Below are 23,048 nucleotides of genomic sequence, written 5' to 3' on the forward strand. Positions count from 1 at the left end.
GGTCAGAGGCGCACTTCGATGCCGGCTTCGCGCATAGCGCGTTTGGCTTCGCGGATGGCGATTTCCCCGAAATGGAAAATGCCGGCGGCAAGTACGGCATCGGCTTTGCCTTCGGTTATGCCTTCAATCAGATGCCGGACATTGCCGACCCCGCCGGAGGCGATGACGGGGATGTCGACGGCTTCGGCAACGGCGCGGGTCAGCGGCAGGTTGAAACCCTGTTTCGTCCCGTCCCTGTCCATACCGGTGAGCAGGATTTCGCCCGCGCCGCGTTTTTGCATTTCGACCGCCCATTCCACAGCATCCAAACCGGTCGGATTGCGCCCGCCGTGGGTAAAGATTTCCCAGCGTGTGTTTTCGGGGTTGGCGGCTTTGGCATCGACGGCGGCGACGATGGCTTGCGAACCGAAAAATCCGGCGGCTTCGTCAATCAGGTCGGGACGGGTAACGGCGGCGGTGTTGATGCTGACTTTATCCGCGCCGGCATTGAGCAGGCGGCGGATGTCGGCAACGGTGCGTACGCCGCCGCCGACGGTCAGCGGGATGAAGACTTGTCCGGCAACTTCTTCGATGATGTGCAGGATGGTGTCGCGGTTGTCGGATGAGGCGGTGATGTCGAGGAAGGTCAATTCGTCCGCGCCTTCGCCGTTGTAGCGTTTGGCGGCTTCGACGGGGTCGCCCGCGTCGCGCAAACCGATGAAGTTCACGCCTTTGACGACGCGCCCGTCTTTTACGTCGAGACAGGGGATGATGCGTTTTGCCAGTGCCATAATCGGATGCCTTTAGTCGAGGGAATCTGCCAGTTGCTGCGCTTGGGCAAAATCGATGCTGCCCTCGTAAATCGCGCGGCCGGTAATCGCGCCTGCTACGCCACGTTTTTCGGCGGCGCACAGGGCGCGGATGTCGTCCAAGCCGGTCAGTCCGCCGGAAGCGATGACGGGAATGCGGACGGCTTGGGCGAGTTTGACCGTCGCGTCGATGTTCACGCCGCTCATCATACCGTCGCGCCCGATGTCGGTGTAGATGATGCTGTTGACACCGTCGTCTTCAAAGCGTTTTGCCAAATCAATCACATGATGCCCGGTTACGGTTGCCCAGCCGTCGATGGCGGCCATACCGTCTTTGGCATCCAGCCCGACGATAATCCTGCCGGGGAAGGCTTTGCACGCCTCGCGCACGAAGTCGGGGTTTTTGACTGCCGCCGTGCCGATAATCACATCGTTCAGGCCCAAATCCAAATATTGTCCGATGGTTTTCAAATCGCGTATGCCGCCGCCGAGCTGTACGGGGATGTCTTTGGCGACGGCGGCAAGGATGTCTTTGATGGCGGGCAGGTTTTGCGGAACGCCGGCAAACGCGCCGTTCAAATCTACCAGATGCAGGCGGCGCGCGCCTTGTTTGAACCAGTGCAGCGCAGTTTCGGCGGGCGAATCGGAAAAGACGGTCGCCTTTTCCATCAGCCCTTGTTTCAGGCGGACGCAGCGTCCTTCTTTCAAATCGATGGCGGGTATCAGCAGCATAATTTTTCTCCTTGTGCGAGGCCGTGTCCGGCTTACCAGTTTAAAAAGTTTTTCAACATCGTCAGCCCGGCATCGTGGCTTTTTTCGGTGTGAAATTGCGTGGCGAATACGTTGTCTTTGCCGACGATGCAGGCAAACGGGGACGGGTAGTCGCTTTCGCCCAATATGGTTTCGGGATTTTCGGGGTCGAAATAGTAGCTGTGGACGAAGTAAAAACGCGTGTCTTGGGGGATGCCTTGAAAAAGCGGGTGGTTTTGGGTTTGGCGCACGGTGTTCCAGCCCATATGCGGGACTTTCAGACGGCATCCCTGCCGGTCGCGGAGGTCGCGGGCAAAGCGTCTGACTTTGCCGCCGAACCAGCCCAAGCCGTCGGTGTTTCCTTCTTCGCTGTGGTCGAATAAAAGTTGCGCGCCGACGCAGATTCCGAAAAAGGGTTTGTTTTTTAAGGCATCTTTGACTGCCTCGTCCAAGCCGCCGCGCGTCAGTGCCGCCATACAGTCGGGCATCGCGCCCTGCCCGGGAAAAATGACTTTGTCGGCGCGGGACACGCGGTCTGGGTCGCCGCTTAAAAAGATCTCGGTATTTTTTCCGGCAAGCTGCCCCGCCGTCCGGACGGATTTCAATACGGAATGCAGGTTGCCCATACCGTAATCGATAATGGCGGTTTGCATGGCTTCCTCCTCTTTTTTTGCAATATGGCTGCGATTTTAACAAACAAATGTGCCGGGCTGATAAAAATGCCGTCTGAAAACGGGAATCTGTCTTCAGACGGCATAGGGTTCAAACCCGGAAAGCCGTTTGTCAGCCTTCCATTTGTTTTGCCTGAACGGCAGTCAGGGCGATGGTGAACACGATGTCTTCCACCAGCGCGCCGCGGGAGAGGTCGTTGACCGGTTTGCGCAGGCCTTGCAGCAGCGGGCCGACGCTCAAGACGTTGGCACTGCGTTGGACGGCTTTATAGGTGCAGTTGCCGGTGTTCAGGTCGGGGAAGACCAAAACGGTTGCCTGTCCTGCCACCGGGCTGCCCGGAGCTTTCGATTTGCCCACGCCCGGCACGGTTGCCGCATCATATTGCAGCGGGCCGTCGATGGCGAGGTCGGGGCGTTTTTCCCGGGCAAGTTTGGTGGCTTCGATGACGGTATCGACATCGGGGCCGCTGCCGGAGTTGACGGTGGAGTAGGAAATCATTGCCACTTTCGGGTCGATGCCGAAGGCTTTTGCGGAATCGGCAGACTGGATGGCGATGTCGGCAAGCTGTTGCGCGGTCGGGTTCGGATTGACCGCGCAGTCGCCGAAGACGAGGACTTGGTTGGGCAGCAGCATAAAGAATACGCTGGATACGAGGCTTGCACCCGGTGCGGTTTTAATCAGTTGCAAGGCGGGGCGGATGGTGTTGGCGGTGGTGTGAACCGCGCCGGATACCAAGCCGTCCACATCGTTTTGCGCCATCATCATCGTACCGAGTACCACGGTGTCTTGCAGTTGCTTGCGCGCGTCTTCGGGTGTCAGACCTTTGGATTTGCGCAGTTCGCACATCGGCCCGACGTATTGTTCGACCAATGAGGCGGGATCGACGATTTCCAAAGAGTCGGGCAGGGTGATACCGCGTTCTTTGGCAACGGCTTCGACTTCTTCGCGTTTGGCAAGCAGGACGCAGCGGGCAATGCCTTTTTCGTGACAGATGGCGGCGGCTTGGACGGTGCGCGGCTCGGCACCTTCCGGCAGGACGATGCGTTTGCCGGCTTGGCGGGCGAAGTCAATCAGGTTGTAGCGGAATTGGGCGGGCGAAAGGCGTTTGGTTTGTCGGTTTGCCAATACGGATACGTCTTTCAGCGCGTCGCTCGAACCGAAGAAGGTCAGGCCGGTTTTTTCAGCAGCCGCTTCGGCAACGGAGGCTGCCGTACCGTCCACGACAAAACCTTCCAATACGCCCGGCGCGGCGGCGAAGAACTGTTTGGCAAGGTTTAATTGGTGTGCCAGTTCGTCGGCATCGGCATTGTCGGAACGGACGGCGAAGACGGCTGCCGCGTCAAGGGACAATGCCAGTTCGACGTTTTTGCCTGCGAGGTAGATTTTGTCGGCATCGGGCACGATGCCTTCGATGACGAGGTTGGCGGCATCGAGTGCGGCAACTTTGCCGACCAGTGCGTCGAACCAGTCGTCGCTTTTGCCTTGCGCGAGCAGGGTTTCGGCGGTTGCGTCAACGGCTTGGAAAACTTGTGCGTCCAGTGCTTTTGCAAAGGCTTGTGCGGCGGCGGAGGCGTTCAGTCCGGCAGATACGGGTACGATGAGTACTTTTGCCATAATATATCCTTTCGTATGCTGCGGTGTGCGGCATATGTGGTTGGAAGTGTTGGGATTTGAGGGGAAATGTCGGGATAGGCTATTTCCCGTCCGGTTTGCGCAAACAGGTGTTTTCTGTTTTTGGGCGGCAGCCGATTTTACACTGCCGCGTGTTTTTATATTAACAAATAAATTATGTTTTCAACAAGATAAATATCGTCAGGCATCGTTATGCCTTTCAGACGGCATCGTGTCCCCTGCCTTATGGGGCAGGAGGTTCCGGGAAAAACAGGGCTTTTGAATTTAAGTAGATGCGTGTCTGTGTGCCGTCTGAACAATCGGGAGCATAGGGGGTGTCCAGCGTCAGGACGGTTTGCCCGATTTTCAGGCGGATTTGGGTGTGGCGCGCTTTGGGTATGGCGTTGAGGATGGTGGCGGATAATTCGGCAGCATGGGTGTTCGGGCAGTTGAAGCTGAATTGTTCCGGACGGATGAGCAGTGTACCGCGTGTGCCTGCGGGTAAGGTGTTTCCGACGGGGAGCCTGCCTAATTCGGAGTCTGCCGTACCGTCGGCGTTGAGTGTGGCGGGTAGGGAGATGCCTTCGCCGATAAACAGGGCTGTTTCAAGGTCGGCAGGGTGTCGGTACAGTTCGTGAGGGGCTGCAATCTGGAGGATGCGCCCCTGTTTCATGACGGCAATCCGGTCGGCGTATTGCAGGGCTTCTTCCCGGTCGTGGCTGACGAAAACGGCAGATTTGCCGTTGGTGCGCAGGGCAGCAATCATGTCTTCGCGAATCTGGCGGCGCAACTGTTCGTCCAGTGCGCTGAAGGGTTCGTCCAACAAAATCAGTTCGGGATCGGGGGCGAGGGCGCGGGCGAGGGCGACGCGCTGTTGCTGTCCGCCCGAAAGTTCGTGCGGATGACGGTTTGAGAGTTCGGAAATGCCGGTCAGGGTCATCATGGCTTCGATGCGTTGCCGCTCCTGCGCCGTCTTGCCTTTGCCGTTGCCCAGTCCGTAGGCGATGTTGCGGTAAACGGTCAGGTGGGGGAACAGTACGCCTTCTTGTACGACGTAACCCAAACGGCGTTCGCGGACGGGAAGGTTGGTATTTTCTGAATAGATTGTTCTTCCGTAAAGCGAGATTTCTCCGGAATCGGGCTGTTCAAAACCGGCAAGGCAGCGCAGCAGCGTGGTTTTGCCGCAACCTGATGCACCGATGACGAAGAGGATTTCCCCTTTGCCGAGTGTGAGCGAGATATTTTGTAGAACGGCATGGTTCTGAAAGTTTTTGGTCAGTTGGCGGATTTGGAGTGCGGGCGCGGTCATAGTCGGTCTTTCGCAGCAGTGTTATTTGAAGGCGTATTTTTTCAGTATGAATACGGGCAGGCCTGAAAACAGTACCAGCATAAGGGCATACGGGGTGGCGGCGGCATATTGTGCGTCTGACGTGTATTCCCAAACGGCGGTGGAGAGCGTGTGGACATCATCTGCGGTCAGCAGCAGGGTGGCGGTCAGTTCTTTCATCAGGTTGAGGAAGACGAGTGCGAATGCGGCGGTAATGCCGGGCAGGATGGACGGCAGCACCAACGTCCTGAAAATAAAGAAGTGTCCGCGCCCCAATGTTGCGCCGACCTGTTCCATGCCTTTGGGGAATTGTTCCAAGGAAGTCCTCAGGGTGGTTTGCGCCATCGGCAGGTAAAGCATGAAATAGGCAAGGACGACGACGATAAAGGTTTGGTAAACGGATGGTGCATAGTTGATGCTGAAATAAATCAGCGACAAGGCGATCACCAGGCCGGGTACGGCGTGCAGCAGGAAGGGCAGCCTGTCTATCCATACGGTCAGCAGATTGCGGTAGCGGACGGATGCCCAAACCAAGGGCAATGCGCACAAAATGGTCAATAATGCGCCGGCGGCGGATACGCCCATCGATCGGGCAAATGCATCGAATACGGATACGAGTTCAAATGTGCCGGACGAGCCGACCATCATCCAGCGGATAAGGATGCCGAATGGGATGACGATGCTTAAAACCAGCAGCGAGCCAAGAAAAAATACTGTGCAGATTTGCGCGGGCAGCTTCATCGTTTTGACCGGGTAGGGGCGGGCAACGCCTTTGCCGCTGTGATAGAGCTTGGTTTTTCCACGGAAAATGCTTTCTCCAAATACGACGATGCCGCACACTGCCATTAAAACGGCGGACAGCAGCGCGGCGGTGTTATTGTCGAACGACATTTCGTATTCTTGGAAAATGGCGGTGGTAAAGGTCGGATAGTTGAGTATCGATACTGCACCGAATTCAATCAGCATGTGCAGCGCAATCAGCAGGATGCTGCTGCCGATGGCAGGTTTGAGTTGGGGAAGTATGGCGGAAAAGAAAGTTTGCAGGCGGCTTTTACCCAAGGAAAGGCTGACTTCTTCAAACGACAGGCTGATGCGTTTGAGAGCTGCCTCGACCGGTAGGTAGGCGAGGGGAAAAGACGATAGGCTCATAATCATAACGGTTCCCCAAAATCCCTCCACGCGGAAAGTCAGGCTGATCCATGTAAAGCAGCTGACAAATGCAGGTATGCATAAGGGCAGAGTAATTGCCGTCTGAAAAAAGGTTTTGCCGAAAAAGCGGTAACGTTGGAACAGGACGGCGCAGGTAATGCCCAAAACGATAGAAATCAGGGTAACGCCGAACATCAGCATCAGGGTGTTTCCCAGCAAATCAAACATGCGTGGGCGGAACAGCAGTTCGTAGGCGCGTGTTGCACCGACCTGCCACGAACGCATGGCGACATAAAGGAAAGGAAGGGTCAGTGGCAAGGCGATAAGCAGGATGAGGGCGGTCAGCCATGAGGGTATTTTGTTGCGGGACATAAATCGGATTCGGATAGAAAACGGTCGGACAGCAGGGTTGTCCGACCGTTTGAACGGAAAGAGTTTATTTCAGACCTGCCTGTTCGAGGAGGCGGGTGGCATTTTCTTTGTCGGCAATGGTGGTTGCAGATACTTCAGGTGCTTCCAATTTGGCATAAGGTTCCATATTGAACGGGGAAGACACGCCGGCGTGCAGCGGATATTCTGCGCGGACGGAAGTCAAGACCTGCTGTCCTTGTTTGCCTGCGAGGAAGGCGACGAATTTTTGTGCTTCGGCTTTGTTCGGGGAAGATTTCAGCACAGCCGCGCCGGAATAGGTAACGAGTGCGCCGGGGTCTTTGTGGCGGACGAAGTTCAGGCGGGAATGGATGTTGTGCACGCCTTTTTCTTTGGCAAACGCATACCAGTAGTAGTTGTTGATGAGGGCGGCCGGCACTTCGCCGTTTTCGACGGCTTGGAGCGCGACAGTGTTTTTAGCATACAGTTTGCCGTTTTCTTTTAAGCCTTTGAGCCATTTCAGGGCGGCTGCTTCGCCTTTCAGTTTGACGATGGCGACAACCTGTTCCAAGAATGCGCCTGAAGTCGGCACATAACCGATGCGGTCTTTCCATTTCGGCGTGGCGTAATTCAGGACGGATTTTTCCAAATCTTTTTCAGACAGTTTGCGGGTGTCGTAAACGACGACGCGCGAACGGCCGCTCAATGCCACCCAGTCTTTTTTGGCGGCAACCGGCACGCCTTTGCGGCGTGTGTCGTTAATCGTTTTCGCGGGGAGGGTTTCTAAGAGGTTGGCTGCGGAAAGCGTAACCAGCGGGGGGATTTGTTCGGAATAGAATACGTCGGCGGGGCTTCGGCTGCCTTCTTCTTTGATTTGGCCGGCAAGCTGGTCGCTTTTGCCGCTGTTGATTTTTACTTTGATGCCGGTGGCTTGGGTAAAGGCATCGGCAAGTGCCTGCGTGGCTTCTTTGTGTTGGCCGTTGTACACGGTAATGTCTGCCAGCGCGGGGGCGGCGGCGGTCAGGGCTGCGGCAAGCAGTGCGTATCGGATAGATGTTTTCATATCGATTTTCTCCTAATGAATGAGGGTGTATATCTTGTTAAGACATAACGGATGTAGTGTATTCCTTCTTTTTTATAAATGCAAATAATTATTTTTTTAAATTTGTTGTTGTCCAATCCGGTTATTGTTTGTTCTGACTTGTATTTTTTTCCGTGCATCGCGCCCGTAAGGCGGAAGCGGCGGGTAATGCGTGTCGGAATGTGGGTAAAGGCGGTATTTTGACTTGTCGGAATGCTTGAGAACCTCTCCCTTTAAAACGCCGTCTGAACAGGGTTGCCGGAATAGTATTGCCATCCCAGCAGATACAGTTTGTCGGGGTCTTGCCAATATTGTTCATCCAAGCTGTTCAGCAGTGAGGCGGTTTTGTTGTCGAGATGTTTTGTTATATCCCACATTTCTTTCAGGTTTTTACCTTCCGATTGGAGGTGGCGGATTTCTTTGTCCAATGCGTCTGCCGCCCGATGGATCAGTATTGCGCTGTGTACCGCGCCGATTTTTTTCAGAACGGAACAAGTCTTTTCGGCAGCGGGAAAACCCCAGTTGCAGACAAATTGCAGTATGCCGCCGTTGCCGATGTCGGCTTCTGCCCGCCAAATTAAAACCAGCTCCTGTTCCCGTCCGTCCATGCTTTCGAGTTTGCCGTCATGCTGTTCAAAAAGTTTGTCCACCGCCTGCCACATCATCTGTTCGAAGCGGTCGGTTTGGGTATCCGTATCGGTCATAGTGTTTTTGCCTTTTAAAAATGCCGTCTGAACATTTCTTCAGACGGCATCGGGGAGTTAAGCCAACACTTCACGCCAGCGTTTGACTTGGAAACGGACTTGTTCAGGCGCGGTGCCGCCCAAGTGGTTGCGGGCGTTGAGGCTGCCTTCGGGTGTCAGCACGCTGTAAACATCTTCAGCAATCAAATCGCTGAAACCTTGCAGGACTTCAAGCGGCAGTTCGCTCAAATCAACACCGGCTTCATCGGCGTGTCGCACGGCTTGGGCGACGACTTCGTGGGCATCGCGGAAGGGCATACCTTTTTTGACCAGATAATCCGCCAAGTCGGTGGCGGTGGCAAAACCCTGCATCATGGCGGCGCGCATATTGCTGGGTTTGACGGTTACGCCGCGCATCATATCGGCGTAAATCCGCAACGTGTCGATAAGCGTGTCGGCGGTGTCAAACAGCGGTTCTTTGTCTTCCTGATTGTCTTTGTTGTACGCCAAGGGCTGCGATTTCATCAGGGTAATCAGACCGATAAGGTGTCCGATGACTCGGCCGGATTTGCCGCGCACGAGTTCGGGTACGTCGGGATTTTTCTTCTGCGGCATAATGGACGAACCCGTACAGAAGCGGTCGGCAATATCGATAAAGCCGAAACGCGGGCTCATCCACAAAATCAATTCTTCAGACAGGCGGCTCAGGTGAACCATAACCAGCGAGGCGGCGGCGGTGAACTCGACGGCAAAATCGCGGTCGGATACGGCATCGAGCGAGTTTTGGCAGATTTGTTCAAAGCCGAGCAGTTCGGCGGTAATTTCGCGCCGAATCGGATAGGTCGTACCGGCAAGGGCGGCTGCGCCGAGCGGCATACGGTTGACGCGGCGGCGGCAGTCCGCCATCCGTTCGTTATCGCGGCCGAGCATTTCGACGTAGGCGAGCATATGGTGCCCGAAGCTGACAGGCTGGGCGACTTGCAGATGGGTAAAACCGGGCATAACGGTTTCGGCGTTTTGTTCCGCTAAATCCAGTAATGCCGTCTGAAGGTTTTGAATCAGGTTTTGGATAACGGTAATCTGGTCGCGCAGCCACAGGCGGATGTCGGTGGCGACTTGGTCGTTGCGGCTGCGGCCGGTGTGCAGGCGTTTGCCCGCGTCGCCGATTTTGTCGGTCAGGCGGCGTTCGATGTTCATGTGGACATCTTCCAAATCGGACGACCATTCGATTTTGCCGCTGCGGATTTCTTCAAGGATTTCCGCCATACCTCGGCGGATGTCCGCCAAATCGCCTTCGTCCAACACGCCGGTTTCTTTCAGCATTTGCGCGTGGGCGAGCGAGCCTTGGATGTCCCATTCGGCAAGGCGTTGGTCGAAACCGATGGAGGCGGTGTATTGTTTGACGAGTTCGGAAACGGGTTCGTTGAAACGTCCGGACCAGGTTTTGTCGTGCATAAGGATTCCTTGATGTGGTTATTCGGTACGGTATTTTTCCAAAAGGCGGCGGAAGGGTTCGCCGGTTTCGGGGTGTTTTAGGCCGTAGGCGACGGTGGCTTCGAGGTAGCCCAGTTTGCTGCCGCAGTCGTAGCGCGTGCCTTCAAAGGGGTGCGCCAGGACAAATTCGTGATCGAGCAGCTTGGCGATGCCGTCTGTAAGCTGGATTTCGTTGCCCGCGCCGCGCGGCAGGCCGGTCAGTAAGTCGAAAATGCGCGGCGTGAGGATGTAGCGGCCGACGACGGCAAGGTTGGAGGGCGCGTCTTCGGGCTTGGGTTTTTCGACAATGCCGGTAATGCGTTGGAACTGTTTGAGCTGTTCGGTTTCGACGATGCCGTATGAGCCGGTTTGCGACGGTTCGACGGTTTCTACGCCCAAAATGCTGTTGCCGCTGCGCCCGTACACTTCGACCATTTGTTTGAGCGCGCCTTTGGGCGCATCGATTAAGTCGTCGGCAAGAATGACGGCAAAGGGTTCGTCGCCGATGGCGGCGCGGGCGCACAAGACGGCGTGTCCCAAGCCCAGTGCTTCCGCCTGGCGGATGTAGAGGCAGGTAATGTTCGGCGGCAGGATGTTGCGGACGTGTTCCAACAATTTGTCTTTATGGCGCATTTCCAACTCGGTTTCGAGTTCGTATGCTTTGTCGAAATGGTCTTCGATGCTGCGCTTGTTGCGTCCGGTAACAAACACCATTTCCGTGCAGCCGGCTTCCACGGCTTCTTCCACGGCGTATTGGATCAGCGGCTTGTCGACGATGGGCAGCATTTCTTTCGGGCTGGCCTTGGTGGCGGGCAGGAAGCGGGTTCCCATCCCTGCGACGGGGAAGACGGCTTTTTTTATCGGTTTCATTCTTTTTCCTTTGTATTGTTTTGATGTTTAAAGGGCGAGTTTGCGAATTAAATCGGCGAGTGCCTGCGCGCGGTGGCTTTCGCGGTTTTTGACCTCCGCATCCAATTCGGCGGCGGTTTTGCCGTGTTCGGGCAGATAAAAATACGGGTCGTAACCGAAACCGTTTTGCCCGAGCGGGGCATCGTGCCACTGTCCGTGCCATACGCCTTCGGCAATAATCGGACGCGGGTCGTCTTTATGGCGGACAAAAACCAATACGCAGACGTAGCAGCAGCTTTTGTCGGCTTTGCCGGCAAGGTCGGCGGCAAGTTTCAGGTTGTTGGCGGTATCGGATTTGGGATTGCTGCCCGCGTAACGTGCGGAATGGATGCCCGGCGCGCCGTTTAAGGCGGCGGCACAGATGCCGCTGTCGTCGGCAAGCGCGGGCAGCCCGCTGTGTCCGGCGGCGTGCCGGGCTTTTGCCAGCGCGTTTTCGACAAAGGTAGGATAGGGTTCGGGGCATTCGGGTATGCCGAATGCGGATTGCGGCAATACGGTAATGCCGTAAGGTTTGAATAAGTTGCCGAATTCTTTGAGTTTGCCTGCATTGCCGCTTGCTAAAACGATTTTTTCCAGTTTTTCAGCCATGGCGGTTCCTTTGTGGTGAGGATGGGGCGGCGTGTAGGGATTTGTGCCGCAGGTAGAGGGCGAGGCTGCCGATTTGTCCGAACAGCGCGCCGAATGCAAAAAGGAAGGAAGCGACGGCGAAGGCTTTGCTGCCGACGGTCAGCAGATAGCCGCCCAACAGGACGAGCAGCATGAATGCCAGTGTGAACAAGGCGATGAACAATAAATAAATTCTTTGGCGGCTCATGGTGTTTGCCCGTGAAAAGGGATGTTCGGATTATAGCCGATTAGGACGGCATTCCCTAGAGGCTGGAAAAATGCCGTCTGAAGGGGCCTTCAGACGGCATGGGAAGGCGGATGTTATGCCTGTTTGTTCCAACGTTCGATGGATTCCTTGATGACTTTTTTCGCTTCTTCCACATCGCCCCAGGATTCGACTTTGGTTGTACCTGCTTTTTTCAGGTCTTTGTAGTGGTTGAAGTGGAATTCGATTTGTTTGATGAGCTGTTGCGGCAAATCGGACAAAGTTTTGTAGGCGTTGCCGTTGTTGCGGTCGTCGGCGGGGACGCAGACGATTTTGTCGTCCACTTCGCCGTCATCGACGAATTTCATCACGCCGATAACGCGCGCTTCCAAGAATACGCCGGTTGCCAGAGGTTGTTCGGTAACGAGCAGCACGTCCAATTCGTCGCCGTCTTCGTCCAAAGTTTGCGGAATGAAGCCGTAGTTGGTCGGTTTGGCGAAGATGGCGGGTTCGACACGGTCGAGTTGGAATGCGGCCAGTTTGCGGTTCCACTCGATTTTGTGGTTGCTGCCGGCGGGGATTTCGTTGACGACGTTGATGATGCCGCCGTCCACGTCGCCCGGGGTCAGGATTTGGTTGAAGTCTGCCATTTGGTTTCCTTTGTTTCTGAGGATTTGAACGGCAGGAGTATAGCAAACAAAAAGTTTGATGGAAACGCCGTCATGCCGTCTGAAAAGGGTTCCGGATATTTTCAGACGGCATTTTTCAAAGCCTGCCCAAGCGTCTGCCTAATTCCAAAATCGCGCGCCTATTGGACGGGGAAAACACTTTTTCCGCCGCTTCTTCCATATCGAACCAACCGTAGGAGATATGTTCTTCGGGTTGCAGGACGATGGGCGTATCGTGCGGGATTTCGGCAGAGAAGAGGTGTTCGCGGTTTTCAAACACGCCTTTTGGATAGCGGTGCCGCCAGTGGTGGTAGATTTCGTAAACCGTGCTGTCGTGCCAGTCTTGAAGCTGTCCTTCCGCCAGCAGTATGCCGGTTTCTTCCCAAACTTCGCGCCTTGCCGTTTGGGCAACGGTTTCCCCGGGTTCGAGGCTGCCGGTTACAGACTGCCAAAATCCTTTCGGATGCGTGCGTTCGATGAGGAGGATACTGCCGTCCCCGTCATGGAGTACGACCAGTGCGGAGACGGGATATTTGAGCGGTTTTGCCATCAATGTCCTTTGGCGGTTTGATTGGGGATTCGGGCTTGTTGTTGTTTCCGTCGAAGATTGGGTTATACCGTTGCTGGAACCGGTCGGTACCTTTATCGGTGCAGGTTTCCCAATATGTTTACACAGTTGTATTTTCCGTATCTTTATGGTTTCGGGCGAATCGTCAAATGCCTGACGTTGGGACGGGTTATGAGAAATATCCGTCTGTTTCGTTTTGATAAGAATGAGGAAGCTATTATAGCAGCCTGCGATACCTGCCATAAATGCCGTCTGAACATTTGTTCTGATTCCGATAAATATCCCTCTGTGTCAAAAAGATAGGGAACGGTATCATCTTAAGGCTTGCCAAAGGGCCCGGCTAAAATTATAATTCGAAACTTATCGAGTCGGAGTGTGGCGCAGTCTGGTAGCGCACTTGCATGGGGTGCAAGGGGTCGAAGGTTCGAATCCTTTCACTCCGACCAAAAAATATAAGGCAGCCGTTTTTGAAACGGCTGCTTTTTTGTCTGTATAAAGAAAGGTCGTTTGAAACCGTATTTATTGTTTAAGACAACCTCTTAGCTCAAACTTTGAGAACCACATGCGTGTGTTCCGCACATATGCTACTTGTTGAATTTAGATTTCATATGGGCTATGGTTTGCTGATTGCACAGGCTACGCCTGTTATACTTACTCATCAGCTATTTTGGAATACATATACTCCACGGCATTAGGTGATAGTGGTGCTTTACACTCGGTGCAATAATCTTTATTAAATGGAGAAATTCCTCTTGAATAAGTTAAATTATTAGCATCAATCTCAAATGATTTGCCATTAAATTTTTGAAAAGAATGGCAATATGGACATATGCTGGCAATCGGAATATAAATAATACAAAAAAGTAATCCAACAACCCAATATATAGTAAATATAATAAAAAAAATATCTTTCTTTAAGAAATCATTGTTTGTAACAATTTCTTGGAGGGTTGCCGCACCAGATATACAGGCTACGGAAATAAAAAAAATCTTAGGAATTAACATTCTTTTTTGAAATTTTTTCGCAATATACATTGCTTGTTCTTTGTCATCTAATTTTTTCATATCTCTTACTTCTTCCGTTCCAATCCGCCCGTGCCGCCCAATATCCCATTTCAACATACCACCTATTTCCACATGTACAAACTTTCTTGAAATGCCGTCTGAAAAGTTTTCAGACGGCATTTTTTATTTCTTCCAGTAGGCGGGGGTGAAGAGGATGAAGACGGTGAAGATTTCCAGCCTGCCCAAGAGCATGGCGGCAACGCAGATCCATTTTTGCATCACGTCCAAACCGGCGTAATTGCCGGCGGGCCCGACTTCGCCCAGTCCGGGGCCGGAATTGGTAATGCAGGCGATGACGGCGGTAAAGGCGGTGGTAAATTCCATACCGCTCGCCATCAGCAGGAAGCTGAAGAGGACGACGGTCATAAAGTAGATGAAGATGAAGGACATAACGGTCAGCGCGAGGCGGTCGGGTATGGCCTTGCCGCTGATTTTGACGGTGCGGACGGCTTTGGGGTGCAGCAGCACCATCATTTCGCGCAGGCTGAATTTGAACAGGACGAGGGCGCGTATGGTTTTGATGCCGCCGCCGGTCGAGCCGGAGTTAGCGAGGATGTTGGCGAGGAAAAACATCCATAGGGAAATCAGGAGCGGCCATTGTGCGAAGTCGGTGTTGGCCAGCCCGTTTGCCAATCCGATGGAGACGAAGTTGAAGGCGGTGTAGCGCAGGGATTCGATGAAGCCGGCGTAATGGCCGGTGTGCCACAGGTACAGGGCGGCGGCAAGGATGCTGCCGGAGAGCAGCAGCAGCATCGTCCGGCATTCTTCGTCTTTCCAATAGGTTTTGAGGCTGCGGCTGTTGAGGGCGGCGAAATGGCTGGCAAAATTGATGCCGCCGAAAATGGTGAAAACGATGATGACTGCTTCGATGAGGGGGGAGTTGTAATAAGCTATGCTGGCATCGTGGGTGGAAAACCCGCCCAGCGAGAGGGTCGCCATTGCGTGACAGACGGCATCGAACCAGCCCATTCCGGCAAAATGCAGGCAGGCTGCCGCGAGGATGGTGATCAGGGTGTAGCCGAACCAGAGTTTTTTCGCCACTTGGGAAATGCGCGGCGACATTTTGCTTTCTTTGTCAATGCCGGGGATTTCGGCTTTGAATAACTGCGTGCCGCCTACGCCGAGCATAGGCAGGATGGCGACGGCAAGGACGATGATGCCCATCCCGCCCAGCCAGTTGAGCATATGCCGCCAAAAGTTGACGGAGGGGGCGAGCCCGTCGACGTGGGGGATGACGGTCGCGCCGGTGGTGGTCAGTCCCGACATCGATTCAAAAAATGCGTCGGTAAAGCCCATATTCGGGAAATACAGGTACATCGGCATCGCAGCCATAGCGGCAAACGCCAGCCACAACATCAGGACGAGGGTAAAGCCGTCGCGCGGGCGCAGTTCGCGCCTGAACCGGAGGGTGGCGAGCCGGACGATGCACGAGCCGGAAAGGGTAACGGTCGCGGTGGTGGCGAAGGCGGTGTACGCGCCGTCCGAAAAGGCGTAGGAGAGGGCGGCGGGTATTAGCAGGATAAAGGAAAACAGCATACCCAGTCGGGAGAGGACGTGGGCGATGGGCAGGATTTTGTGCATAGTGGGGCGGTCCGTTATTTTGCGAAGCTTTTCCAGTCTATGCCGTCGGCGGCTTGGACTTGGGTAATTTCTTCCGTTTCGAGGTTGACGGCGGTCAGCTGCCCGCCCCACAGCGCGCCGGTGTCCAGCGAGATGACGTTGTCGGCGTTCGTGTAGCCCAGCGAGGACCAGTGTCCGAAGATGATGGTGTGGTCGAGGTTTTGCCGGTCGGGGGCTTTGAACCACGGGCGCAGGTAAAGCGGCATTTTTTTCACTGTGGATTTGTAGTCGAAATCCAGTTCGTTTTTAAAGGTCAGGGCGCGCATCCGCGTGAAGGCGTTGACGATGAAGCGCAGGCGGGCATAGCCTTCCAAACCATCGTCCCACGCGGCCGGTTTGTTGCCGTACATTTTGGAGAAGAATTTGACATATTTTTTGCCGCGCAGTTCGGCTTCGGCTTCTCCGGCGAGCGATTCGGCTTTGGCGATGCGCCACTGCGGCAGGATTCCGGCGTGTACCATCACGCGGCTGCCCTCGCGTATCAAAAGCGGTTGCGCGCGCAGCCAGTCGAGCATTTTTCTGCCGTCGGGGTGTTTGAGTATGGGTTCGATTGTGTCACTGCGTTTGGGTGCGCCTTCGCCGCAGCCGACGGCGAGCAGGTGCAGGTCGTGGTTGCCGAGGACGATTTGCACGCTGTTTTCGTGCCGGATGCAGAATTGCAGCGTTTCGAGGGATTTCGGGCCGCGGTTGACGATGTCGCCCGTCAGCCAGAGGGTATCCGTGCCGTGGTTGAAGCCGATTTTATCGAGCAGCGCGGTCAGTTCGTCGAAACAGCCTTGGATGTCGCCGATTGCGTAATGTGCCATTGCGGGTGTTGTGAAGTGGGAAAGTGTTGCGGTTCAGACGGCACGGTTGGAAATCTTATGCCGTCTGAACGGGAAGGACGGTTATGCGTTTAGGACGAGTACTGCTTCGGCTTCGACCTGCACGCCTTTGGGCAGCGAGGCAACGCCGACGGCGGCGCGGGCGGGGAAGGGCTCGGCGATAAATTCCGCCATCACTTCGTTGAAAACGGCAAAGTTGGCAAGGTCGGTCAGGTAGGCGTTGAGTTTGACGATGTCGGTCAGCGTGCCGCCTGCGGCCTCAGCAACGGCTTGCAGGTTTTTAAAGACCTGGCGCGCTTCGGCGCGGAAATCTCCGTTGCCGACAACGGTCATGGTGGCGGGATCGAGGGGGATTTGACCGCTCATGTAAACGGTGTCGCCTGCTCGGACGGCTTGGCTGTATGCGCCGATGGCGGCAGGGGCTTTGTCGGTGTGAATGATGGTTTTGGCCATGATTTTCTCCTGAAACGGATGCGTGTGAAAGGGAAACGCGGTGTTGCGGATTATCGTACAAAACCGTCTGCTTGTGTAGTTTCAGACGGCATAGATGTTGAAAACAAAAACCGCCGAAGGCTCGGCGGTTTGCGGAATAACACGTATATTAGAATTTGACGCGCACACCGGCGGACACTTCGTGAGAGTGTACCTTCACGTCGTCAAATTTGCCCCAGTAGTTGTAGCGGTAGCCGGCATCCAAAGTGACGTTTTCTGTAATGTCATAGCCTACACCTGCCAGTGCGCCTACACCGGTTTTGGTTTTGCGGTAAGTTTCAGTTTCGCTAAGGGTCGCTGTTTTGGAATGTTCATCAAAAGAAACACGGTTAACGCCAACACGCGCACCAACATAAGGCTTAACAGGGGAATTTAAGTCAAAATCATAAATTGCTGATACGCCTACGCTTTGGAATTTCACTTTATAGTCATGAAGATGACGAAGAATCTTCTTCATGCAATTTAAAATTCTTATAGTGGGTGTAGTCGGCGGCTACGCGGAAGTCGCCGAAGTCGTAGCCTGCGGACAAGCGTGGGCTAAAGCCTTTTACTTTACCACTGTCTTCGCCTGTTTTGGCTTTTACGGTTGAATGGCCTACATCGCCTTGAATGTAGAAACCACGGCTGTCATCAGCCAGTGCAACGGTTGAGATGGAGAGGGCAATCAGTGCAGTCAATACTTTTTTCATGTTTGTGTCCTTGATTGGAATTGGTAAGGGGTAGTGCCGCCGAGGGTTAATCATGATAGGCGGCTAATCAAATTGTATTTGATTATGATAAAACAAACAACATGAAAAATGTCCGCTATGACTTAAGGCAATAGCGTGTGGATATTACGGTTTGGTGTATCAAGGTCGTCTGAAAAAATCTGATCCTACAAAAAACACTGCAACAAATCGTTTAAAAACAACCGTCCCTGCTCAGTTGGGCGGAACACGGTCGGGTCGGTTTCCAGCAAGCCTTTTTGCCTTGCCGTTTCGATTTGCGCCATGATTTTGGCGGCGGGTACGCCTGTGCGCTCCTGCAACATCGCGGCGGGTACGCCGTCGGTCAGGCGCAGGGCGTTCATCATGAATTCGAACGGCAAATCTTCGGCGGCGACGGTTTTGCGTTCGACGGCTTCACTCGGTTGGCTTTGCATGAAGGCGAGATAGTCGTTGGGATGGCGGCGGCGGACGGTGCGCTCGATGCGGTCGGGATAGGAGATTTTGCCGTGCGCGCCCGCGCCTATGCCCAAATAATCGCCGAACTGCCAGTAGTTTAAATTGTGTTGGCACTGCATGGCGGGTTTTGCGAAAGCGGATGTTTCGTAGTGGATAAAGCCGCCGTTTTCTAATGCGCCGTGTACCGCGTCTTCGATGTCGAGGGCGGCTTCGTCTTGCGGCAAACCTTTCGGCGGCGTATGACCGAACGGCGTGTTCGGCTCCATCGTCAGATGATACGCGCTGATGTGGGTCGCGCCCGTGGCGATGGCGGTTTGCACGTCGTCCGATGCCGTCTGAACAGTCTGGTTCGGCAGGGCGTACATCAAGTCGATATTGACTTTATCAAATAATTTCAGGGCAGTATCGATAGCGGTTAAGGCTTCCTTGCCGTTGTGGACGCGCCCCAACCGCGCAAGCATATCGTCGTTGAAACTCTGCACGCCAATAGAAAGCCGCGTGATGCCTGCGTCTTTAAATCCTTGAAACTTCTCGATTTCAAATGTCCCCGGATTGGCTTCCAAGGTAATTTCCGCTTCCGGCTGCAAGCGCAACAGCGAACGCACGCCGCTCAACAAACGGTCAATCGATTCCGCCTGAAACAGGCTGGGCGTACCGCCGCCGAAAAATATCGTTTCCACCGGCCTGCCCCAAATATTGGGCAATTCAAGCTGTAAGTCGGTCAGCAGCGCGTCGATATAGGCGGCTTCGGGCAGCCCGTTTTTCAGGCTGTGGGAATTGAAGTCGCAATACGGGCATTTTTTGATGCACCACGGGATATGGATGTAGAGCGACAGGGGCGGCAGGGCGGTGAGTCGGGTGCGGTTTGGAAAGGAAATGGTGTGCATGGTGTGGTTCGGAAAAGTGGGCAATGCCGTCTGAAGGCGGTTCAGACGGCATAGGTTCAGCCGAGCAGGGTAAGCAGTTCGGCTTCGCTGAGGACGGAAACGCCCAAGGCATTGGCTTTTTCCAGCTTGCTGCCCGCAGCTTCTCCGGCGACAACGTAATCGGTTTTTTTGGACACGCTGCCGGAAACTTTGCCGCCTGCGGCTTCGATTAGGGCTTGGGCTTGGTCGCGTTTGAGGGTGGGCAGGGTGCCGGTTAATACAAAGGTTTTGCCGGCTACGGCTTTATTGATGCCGTCTGAACGCTGCGCCGCTTCGTCTTCAGACGGCATTTGCGCGAAGAAGGTTTTCAGGTTTTCAAGCAGGACGGCGTTTTGTGCTTCGCTGCGCCACGCCTGCCAGTCGGCAGGGAGGGCTTTGTCGGTTTGCAGCCCTTCTATACTTTGACCGGCAAGTTCCCATAAGGCTTGGGCTTTGTTTTCGCTGATTTTGAAACCGGGCAGGCGGGCGATCCAGCGTTGCGGTTCGGCATATTGTGCGGCAGGCAGGCTGACGGCTTGGGCTTGCGGGGCAACACCTGCGGCGAGCAGCTCGTCTATCATCGCCTGCTGTTCGGCTTGGGCGAAGAAGTGGGCAATGGAATGCGCCACTACCGTGCCGATGTCGGGCAGGCAGGCGAGGACGGGTTCGGGGGCGCGGCGGACGTGTTCCAATGTGCCGAATGCCTGCGCCAGCGTTTTGGCGGTGCGTTCGCCGACGTGGCGGATGCCGAGCGCGAACAGGAAGCGCGCGAGTTCGGGTGTTTTGCCGGATTCTATGCCTGCGAGGATGTTTTCTGCCCACTTGGTCGGTTGTTTTTTGCCGGTTTGGGTGTTGGATTCAGACAGGTCGCCAGAAACCGTTTCTGCGTCGCCGTTTTCGTTTTCAGACGACGCTTTATCCGCCGCTTCCTTCATTTTTTGCAGGGTCGGAATATCGAGGCGGTAGAGGTCGGCGAAGTGGCGGACGAGGTCTTGGGCGACAAGCTGTTCGATTTGTTTTTCACCCAAGCCGTCGATGTCCATCGCTTTGCGCGAGGCGAAATGGATTAAACCTTGCGCGCGTTGTGCCTGACAAAGCATACCGCCGCTGCATCGGGCGACGGCTTCGCCTTCTTCGCGTTCGATTTCGCTGCGGCAGATGGGGCAGTGGGTCGGCAGGCGGTAGGGCTTGTGGAGCGGAACGGTTTGGGTTAGGTTGGCGGACGGTGTTTCGGCAAAGAGGTCGTCTTGTTGGTATTTGAGGCCGTCTGAAACGTTGGAAACGGCGGTTTCCTGCATCGGGCGGCGTTCGAAAATCACGCGCACGACCTCGGGAATCACGTCTCCGGCGCGGCGCACGACGACGGTATCGCCGATGCGCACGTCTTTTCGGGACACTTCGTCCTGATTGTGCAGGGTGGCGTTGGTAACGGTTACGCCGCCGACGAATACGGGTTGCAGGCGGGCGACGGGGGTAACGGCGCCGGTGCGCCCGATTTGTACGTCAATCGCTTCGACAATGGTCAGGGCTTCTTCGGCAGGGAATTTGTGGGCAACCGCCCAACGCGGCGCGCGGGAGATGAAGCCGAGTTCGCGCTGTTGCGCCAAGCTGTTGACTTTGACGACCATGCCGTCGATTTCGTAGGGCAGTTTGGGGCGTTTTTGCTGCATTTGTTCGTAAAACGCCAATACTTCGCCGATATTTTTGAAACAGCCGAAATTGCCATTGGGCAGACTGAAGCCGAGTGCTTGGAAATAGGCGAGTTCTTGGATGTGTTCTTCCGCGACGAAACCGCCTTGCTGGCGGGCAATCGAATAGGGGAAAAAGTGCAGTTTGCGTTGCGCAGTGATGCGCGAATCGAGTTGGCGCAGGCTGCCGGCGGCGGCATTGCGCGGATTGGCGAAAGGTTTTTGCCCGTTTTTGGCTTGGCGTTTATTGAGCGCGGCGAAATCGGCTTTGAGCATTAGCACTTCGCCGCGTACTTCGATGAGTTCGGGCGTATTTTCGCCGTGCAGCCGCAGGGGGATATTGGCGACGGTTTTGACGTTTTGGGTAACGTCTTCGCCCGTCGTGCCGTCGCCGCGCGTTGCCGCCTGCACCAATACGCCGTCGCGGTAGAGCAGGCTGATGGCGAGGCCGTCGAATTTGGGTTCGATAACGTATTCGGGATTGCCGCCGTCCAAGCCGTCGCGCACGCGTTGGTCGAAAGCGTACATTTCGGCATGGTCGAACACGCCGTTTTCATCTTGCGGGGAGAAGGCGTTGGTCAGCGACAGCATCGGCACTTCGTGGCGCACTTCGGCAAATCCCGCCAAAGGCTCGCCGCCGACACGCTGGGTCGGACTGTCGGGCAGTTTGAGTTCGGGATGGTTCAGCTCGAGGGCTTCGAGTTCGCGGAACAATTTGTCGTATTCGGCATCGGGTACGCTGGGTGCATCGAGGGTATAGTATTCGTAGGCGTAGCGGTTGAGGAGGTCGGTGAGGCGGCAGATGTGTTGTGCGGTCGGATTCATGGCGGATAGGTTTTCAGACGGCATTTTTAAAGATGCCGTCTGAACGGGAAACAGGTTGGAAACGGTCAGATTTTACCTGAAAACAAAAGGCGGATACACCGTTGCCGATGCATCCGCCTTTGAGGTTTCGGATTTATGAGAACAGGCGCAATGCGGTTTTGCCGCCCGGTTCGATACCGACTTTGAGCATCTCGGACTGACGCGCCAATACATAAGTGCGTACGTCTTTGAGCCATTGGGTCGAAACTTCTTCCATTTTGTCGTTGACCAGATTCAGGTTCAACTGGCCGGACAGGCGTACCGCCAAATCCATAAACAAATCGTCGAAGGTTTTTTCGCCTGCCAGAGAGTGCGGGATGTCGAGCAGCATACTGAAGCCTTTGTAGGACTGGTTGTCCAAAAGGGCATTGGTAAACGGCTCGTTGTTGAGCGAGCAGATGGAGAACATGGTCGAACCCGACGTGTCGGTATAGTGGAACGCGCCGTCGTCTTCCAAGACGAAACCCACGCCCGTTACGGCGGAACGCAGTTCTACGCCGCTGATGCTGGTCGGGGAAACCAAATGGATGGCGATGGTCTGGTCGACGCGCGCGCAGAATGCATCCAGTGCGGAAGCCACTTCGATAAAGGCGGCAAGGTCGGTGTGCAGCGTCTGACCGCCCATGCTTTGTGCGAATGCGTCCACCTGGCGGTTGAATGCGGAGAGTTCTTCCTGCGAGGCAAGTCCGTTGCGGCTGACTGCCTGAATACCCACGATAAATGCCTGATAGCGGATGCCCGGGATGGGTTCGGCAATCTGGAAATGGTCGTCCATGGTGCAGCCGACAATCTGGTAGCGGCAGCGGTTGGAAAGGCGCGGCAGTGCGTGCAGTTCTTTGGCTTCGGTCAGCGCGATATAGGAGATGAAATCGAAGCGCACGTCAAACCAGGGCAGCTCGACCTTCGACAGCTCTTTGAGCGTAATCAGCGGTTTTGCCGGCGTTTGCGGAACGGGAACGGGTTTTGCCGACGCGTCGGCAGGTTTCGGTGCGGAATGTCCGGTTTGGGGTTCGGAAACGGTGTGGGCGGAGTTGCCGATAATGCCGCTTTCTTCCAAGGCGGTTTCGATTTCGGTTTTGAACGGGGAGGCTTTTGCCTGTTTCTGCTTGGCAATGTAGACGGCATCCTGTTCTTGCAGGTTGCGCATGGCGGGGTCTTGGGGTTTGGCCGTTTTTTTGACCGCCGGTTGGGGTTTCGGCATCATGACCGGCCCGCCGGACGGTTTGCCGTCGCGGACATGGCTGGTTTTGCTGTTGAGCAGGGCATCTTTGTCGGAGTGCCCGAACTGGTCGCGCACTTTTTTGCGGTATTGGTTTTCCTGATACATATTGTAGGCGACAACGGCGAGGACGGCGGCGAGGAACAGTACGATGTAAATCATGGCAATCACTTGTTAAATTTTGGGATGCAGGATACGCAAAGTGCGGCACTGCGGTTAAATCGGACTTGCGTTTTCGGCATTGTGCCTGAACGGTCTGTCATAATGTTTGAATTATAACGAAAATCGAAGTATCTGACAGCAGTGTGTCGAAATAAGCGGAAATTTTCCGAAATGCCGTCTGAAATCT

Annotated in this window: 21 protein-coding genes, 1 tRNA gene and 1 pseudogene; 1 reads left to right on the forward strand and 22 read right to left on the reverse strand. The window is 54.9% G+C overall.

The features are described 5' to 3' along the window. Positions 1-2: 2 nt before the first annotated feature. From hisF to nudB, 14 genes are all read right to left on the reverse strand, one after another. Positions 3-770 carry an imidazole glycerol phosphate synthase subunit HisF gene (gene hisF, locus DBY86_RS00920; protein WP_002222827.1) on the reverse strand — a complete coding sequence of 256 codons (768 nt, stop codon included), beginning with the start codon at positions 768-770 and terminating at the stop codon, positions 3-5. Positions 771-782: 12 nt separating this feature from the next. After that, positions 783-1,520 carry a 1-(5-phosphoribosyl)-5-[(5-phosphoribosylamino)methylideneamino]imidazole-4-carboxamide isomerase gene (gene hisA, locus DBY86_RS00925; RefSeq protein WP_107818560.1) on the reverse strand — a complete coding sequence of 246 codons (738 nt, stop codon included), beginning with the start codon at positions 1,518-1,520 and terminating at the stop codon, positions 783-785. Positions 1,521-1,552: 32 nt separating this feature from the next. Then, positions 1,553-2,191 (reverse strand): imidazole glycerol phosphate synthase subunit HisH, encoded by a 639-nt coding sequence (gene hisH, locus DBY86_RS00930; RefSeq protein ID WP_107818561.1) that lies wholly within the window; start codon positions 2,189-2,191, stop codon positions 1,553-1,555. Positions 2,192-2,321: 130 nt separating this feature from the next. Beyond that, positions 2,322-3,824, reverse strand: a complete 1,503-nt coding sequence (gene pta / locus DBY86_RS00935) for a phosphate acetyltransferase (protein WP_107818562.1) — start codon at positions 3,822-3,824, stop codon at positions 2,322-2,324. 241 nt (positions 3,825-4,065) lie between these two features. Further along, the gene (locus tag DBY86_RS00940; RefSeq protein ID WP_107818563.1) at positions 4,066-5,130 is read right to left on the reverse strand and encodes an ABC transporter ATP-binding protein; all 1,065 of its coding nucleotides are present in this window, start codon (positions 5,128-5,130) and stop codon (positions 4,066-4,068) included. Positions 5,131-5,151: 21 nt separating this feature from the next. Next, positions 5,152-6,669 (reverse strand): ABC transporter permease, encoded by a 1,518-nt coding sequence (locus tag DBY86_RS00945; RefSeq protein ID WP_107818564.1) that lies wholly within the window; start codon positions 6,667-6,669, stop codon positions 5,152-5,154. A gap of 64 nt (positions 6,670-6,733) precedes the next feature. After that, the gene (locus DBY86_RS00950) at positions 6,734-7,729 is read right to left on the reverse strand and encodes an iron ABC transporter substrate-binding protein (RefSeq protein WP_107818565.1); all 996 of its coding nucleotides are present in this window, start codon (positions 7,727-7,729) and stop codon (positions 6,734-6,736) included. Positions 7,730-7,980: 251 nt separating this feature from the next. Beyond that, positions 7,981-8,451, reverse strand: coding sequence for a DMP19 family protein (locus DBY86_RS00960; RefSeq protein WP_107818566.1), 471 nt, complete (start codon positions 8,449-8,451; stop codon positions 7,981-7,983). Positions 8,452-8,508: 57 nt separating this feature from the next. Then, on the reverse strand, positions 8,509-9,885 hold the full coding sequence (argH, locus tag DBY86_RS00965; protein WP_107818567.1) for an argininosuccinate lyase: 1,377 nt from the start codon (positions 9,883-9,885) through the stop codon (positions 8,509-8,511). An 18-nt stretch (positions 9,886-9,903) separates the two neighbouring features. Next, positions 9,904-10,773, reverse strand: a complete 870-nt coding sequence (gene galU / locus DBY86_RS00970) for a UTP--glucose-1-phosphate uridylyltransferase GalU (protein ID WP_107818568.1) — start codon at positions 10,771-10,773, stop codon at positions 9,904-9,906. Between the two features lie 27 nt (positions 10,774-10,800). Next, the gene (rdgB, locus tag DBY86_RS00975; RefSeq protein WP_107818569.1) at positions 10,801-11,400 is read right to left on the reverse strand and encodes an RdgB/HAM1 family non-canonical purine NTP pyrophosphatase; all 600 of its coding nucleotides are present in this window, start codon (positions 11,398-11,400) and stop codon (positions 10,801-10,803) included. Next, positions 11,393-11,626 carry an NGO_0222 family membrane protein gene (locus DBY86_RS00980; RefSeq protein WP_003675658.1) on the reverse strand — a complete coding sequence of 78 codons (234 nt, stop codon included), beginning with the start codon at positions 11,624-11,626 and terminating at the stop codon, positions 11,393-11,395. Before DBY86_RS00980 ends, rdgB begins: the two co-directional genes overlap by 8 nt. Positions 11,627-11,739: 113 nt before the next feature. Beyond that, positions 11,740-12,273 (reverse strand): inorganic diphosphatase, encoded by a 534-nt coding sequence (locus tag DBY86_RS00985; RefSeq protein ID WP_002222820.1) that lies wholly within the window; start codon positions 12,271-12,273, stop codon positions 11,740-11,742. Positions 12,274-12,388: 115 nt separating this feature from the next. Further along, positions 12,389-12,841: a dihydroneopterin triphosphate diphosphatase gene (nudB, locus tag DBY86_RS00990; protein WP_107818570.1), complete on the reverse strand. Its 453-nt coding sequence runs from the start codon at positions 12,839-12,841 to the stop codon at positions 12,389-12,391. Positions 12,842-13,228: 387 nt separating this feature from the next. Between nudB and DBY86_RS00995 the strand changes: the two genes are divergently transcribed. Next, positions 13,229-13,305 (forward strand) — tRNA-Pro (locus tag DBY86_RS00995). 205 nt (positions 13,306-13,510) lie between these two features. On the opposite strand, the gene DBY86_RS01005 is transcribed toward DBY86_RS00995, so the two are convergent. From DBY86_RS01005 to DBY86_RS01040, 8 genes and pseudogenes are all read right to left on the reverse strand, one after another. Further along, the gene (locus DBY86_RS01005; protein ID WP_107818571.1) at positions 13,511-14,044 is read right to left on the reverse strand and encodes a hypothetical protein; all 534 of its coding nucleotides are present in this window, start codon (positions 14,042-14,044) and stop codon (positions 13,511-13,513) included. A gap of 3 nt (positions 14,045-14,047) precedes the next feature. Continuing rightward, positions 14,048-15,505, reverse strand: a complete 1,458-nt coding sequence (locus tag DBY86_RS01010) for a potassium transporter TrkG (protein ID WP_107818572.1) — start codon at positions 15,503-15,505, stop codon at positions 14,048-14,050. A gap of 14 nt (positions 15,506-15,519) precedes the next feature. Beyond that, positions 15,520-16,350, reverse strand: coding sequence for a symmetrical bis(5'-nucleosyl)-tetraphosphatase (locus DBY86_RS01015; protein WP_107818573.1), 831 nt, complete (start codon positions 16,348-16,350; stop codon positions 15,520-15,522). Positions 16,351-16,431: 81 nt separating this feature from the next. Beyond that, on the reverse strand, positions 16,432-16,821 hold the full coding sequence (locus tag DBY86_RS01020; RefSeq protein ID WP_107818574.1) for a RidA family protein: 390 nt from the start codon (positions 16,819-16,821) through the stop codon (positions 16,432-16,434). Between the two features lie 148 nt (positions 16,822-16,969). Further along, positions 16,970-17,549 (reverse strand): annotated as a pseudogene (locus DBY86_RS01025) (opacity family porin). Between the two features lie 185 nt (positions 17,550-17,734). Continuing rightward, positions 17,735-18,910, reverse strand: coding sequence for a radical SAM family heme chaperone HemW (gene hemW, locus DBY86_RS01030; protein ID WP_025457385.1), 1,176 nt, complete (start codon positions 18,908-18,910; stop codon positions 17,735-17,737). Positions 18,911-18,966: 56 nt separating this feature from the next. Beyond that, the gene (ligA, locus tag DBY86_RS01035) at positions 18,967-21,441 is read right to left on the reverse strand and encodes an NAD-dependent DNA ligase LigA (RefSeq protein ID WP_107818847.1); all 2,475 of its coding nucleotides are present in this window, start codon (positions 21,439-21,441) and stop codon (positions 18,967-18,969) included. 133 nt (positions 21,442-21,574) lie between these two features. Further along, positions 21,575-22,861: a cell division protein ZipA C-terminal FtsZ-binding domain-containing protein gene (locus tag DBY86_RS01040; RefSeq protein WP_107818575.1), complete on the reverse strand. Its 1,287-nt coding sequence runs from the start codon at positions 22,859-22,861 to the stop codon at positions 21,575-21,577. Between the last annotated feature and the right edge of the window lie 187 nt (positions 22,862-23,048).

This window comes from Neisseria bergeri, assembly GCA_003044455.1.
GTDB classification, from domain to species: Bacteria; Pseudomonadota; Gammaproteobacteria; order Burkholderiales; family Neisseriaceae; genus Neisseria; species Neisseria bergeri.

Bases quoted from the DNA above. Each gene is read 5' to 3' on its own strand.
- hisF (WP_002222827.1), bottom strand. From the start codon at position 770: ATGGCACTGGCAAAACGCATCATCCCCTGTCTCGACGTAAAAGACGGG.
- hisA (WP_107818560.1), bottom strand. From the start codon at position 1,520: ATGCTGCTGATACCCGCCATCGATTTGAAAGAAGGACGCTGCGTCCGC.
- hisH (WP_107818561.1), bottom strand. From the start codon at position 2,191: ATGCAAACCGCCATTATCGATTACGGTATGGGCAACCTGCATTCCGTA.
- pta (WP_107818562.1), bottom strand. From the start codon at position 3,824: ATGGCAAAAGTACTCATCGTACCCGTATCTGCCGGACTGAACGCCTCC.
- DBY86_RS00940 (WP_107818563.1), bottom strand. From the start codon at position 5,130: ATGACCGCGCCCGCACTCCAAATCCGCCAACTGACCAAAAACTTTCAG.
- DBY86_RS00945 (WP_107818564.1), bottom strand. From the start codon at position 6,669: ATGTCCCGCAACAAAATACCCTCATGGCTGACCGCCCTCATCCTGCTT.
- DBY86_RS00950 (WP_107818565.1), bottom strand. From the start codon at position 7,729: ATGAAAACATCTATCCGATACGCACTGCTTGCCGCAGCCCTGACCGCC.
- DBY86_RS00960 (WP_107818566.1), bottom strand. From the start codon at position 8,451: ATGACCGATACGGATACCCAAACCGACCGCTTCGAACAGATGATGTGG.
- argH (WP_107818567.1), bottom strand. From the start codon at position 9,885: ATGCACGACAAAACCTGGTCCGGACGTTTCAACGAACCCGTTTCCGAA.
- galU (WP_107818568.1), bottom strand. From the start codon at position 10,773: ATGAAACCGATAAAAAAAGCCGTCTTCCCCGTCGCAGGGATGGGAACC.
- rdgB (WP_107818569.1), bottom strand. From the start codon at position 11,400: ATGGCTGAAAAACTGGAAAAAATCGTTTTAGCAAGCGGCAATGCAGGC.
- DBY86_RS00980 (WP_003675658.1), bottom strand. From the start codon at position 11,626: ATGAGCCGCCAAAGAATTTATTTATTGTTCATCGCCTTGTTCACACTG.
- DBY86_RS00985 (WP_002222820.1), bottom strand. From the start codon at position 12,273: ATGGCAGACTTCAACCAAATCCTGACCCCGGGCGACGTGGACGGCGGC.
- nudB (WP_107818570.1), bottom strand. From the start codon at position 12,841: ATGGCAAAACCGCTCAAATATCCCGTCTCCGCACTGGTCGTACTCCAT.
- DBY86_RS01005 (WP_107818571.1), bottom strand. From the start codon at position 14,044: ATGCCGTCTGAAAACTTTTCAGACGGCATTTCAAGAAAGTTTGTACAT.
- DBY86_RS01010 (WP_107818572.1), bottom strand. From the start codon at position 15,505: ATGCACAAAATCCTGCCCATCGCCCACGTCCTCTCCCGACTGGGTATG.
- DBY86_RS01015 (WP_107818573.1), bottom strand. From the start codon at position 16,350: ATGGCACATTACGCAATCGGCGACATCCAAGGCTGTTTCGACGAACTG.
- DBY86_RS01020 (WP_107818574.1), bottom strand. From the start codon at position 16,821: ATGGCCAAAACCATCATTCACACCGACAAAGCCCCTGCCGCCATCGGC.
- hemW (WP_025457385.1), bottom strand. From the start codon at position 18,910: ATGCACACCATTTCCTTTCCAAACCGCACCCGACTCACCGCCCTGCCG.
- ligA (WP_107818847.1), bottom strand. From the start codon at position 21,441: ATGAATCCGACCGCACAACACATCTGCCGCCTCACCGACCTCCTCAAC.
- DBY86_RS01040 (WP_107818575.1), bottom strand. From the start codon at position 22,861: ATGATTTACATCGTACTGTTCCTCGCCGCCGTCCTCGCCGTTGTCGCC.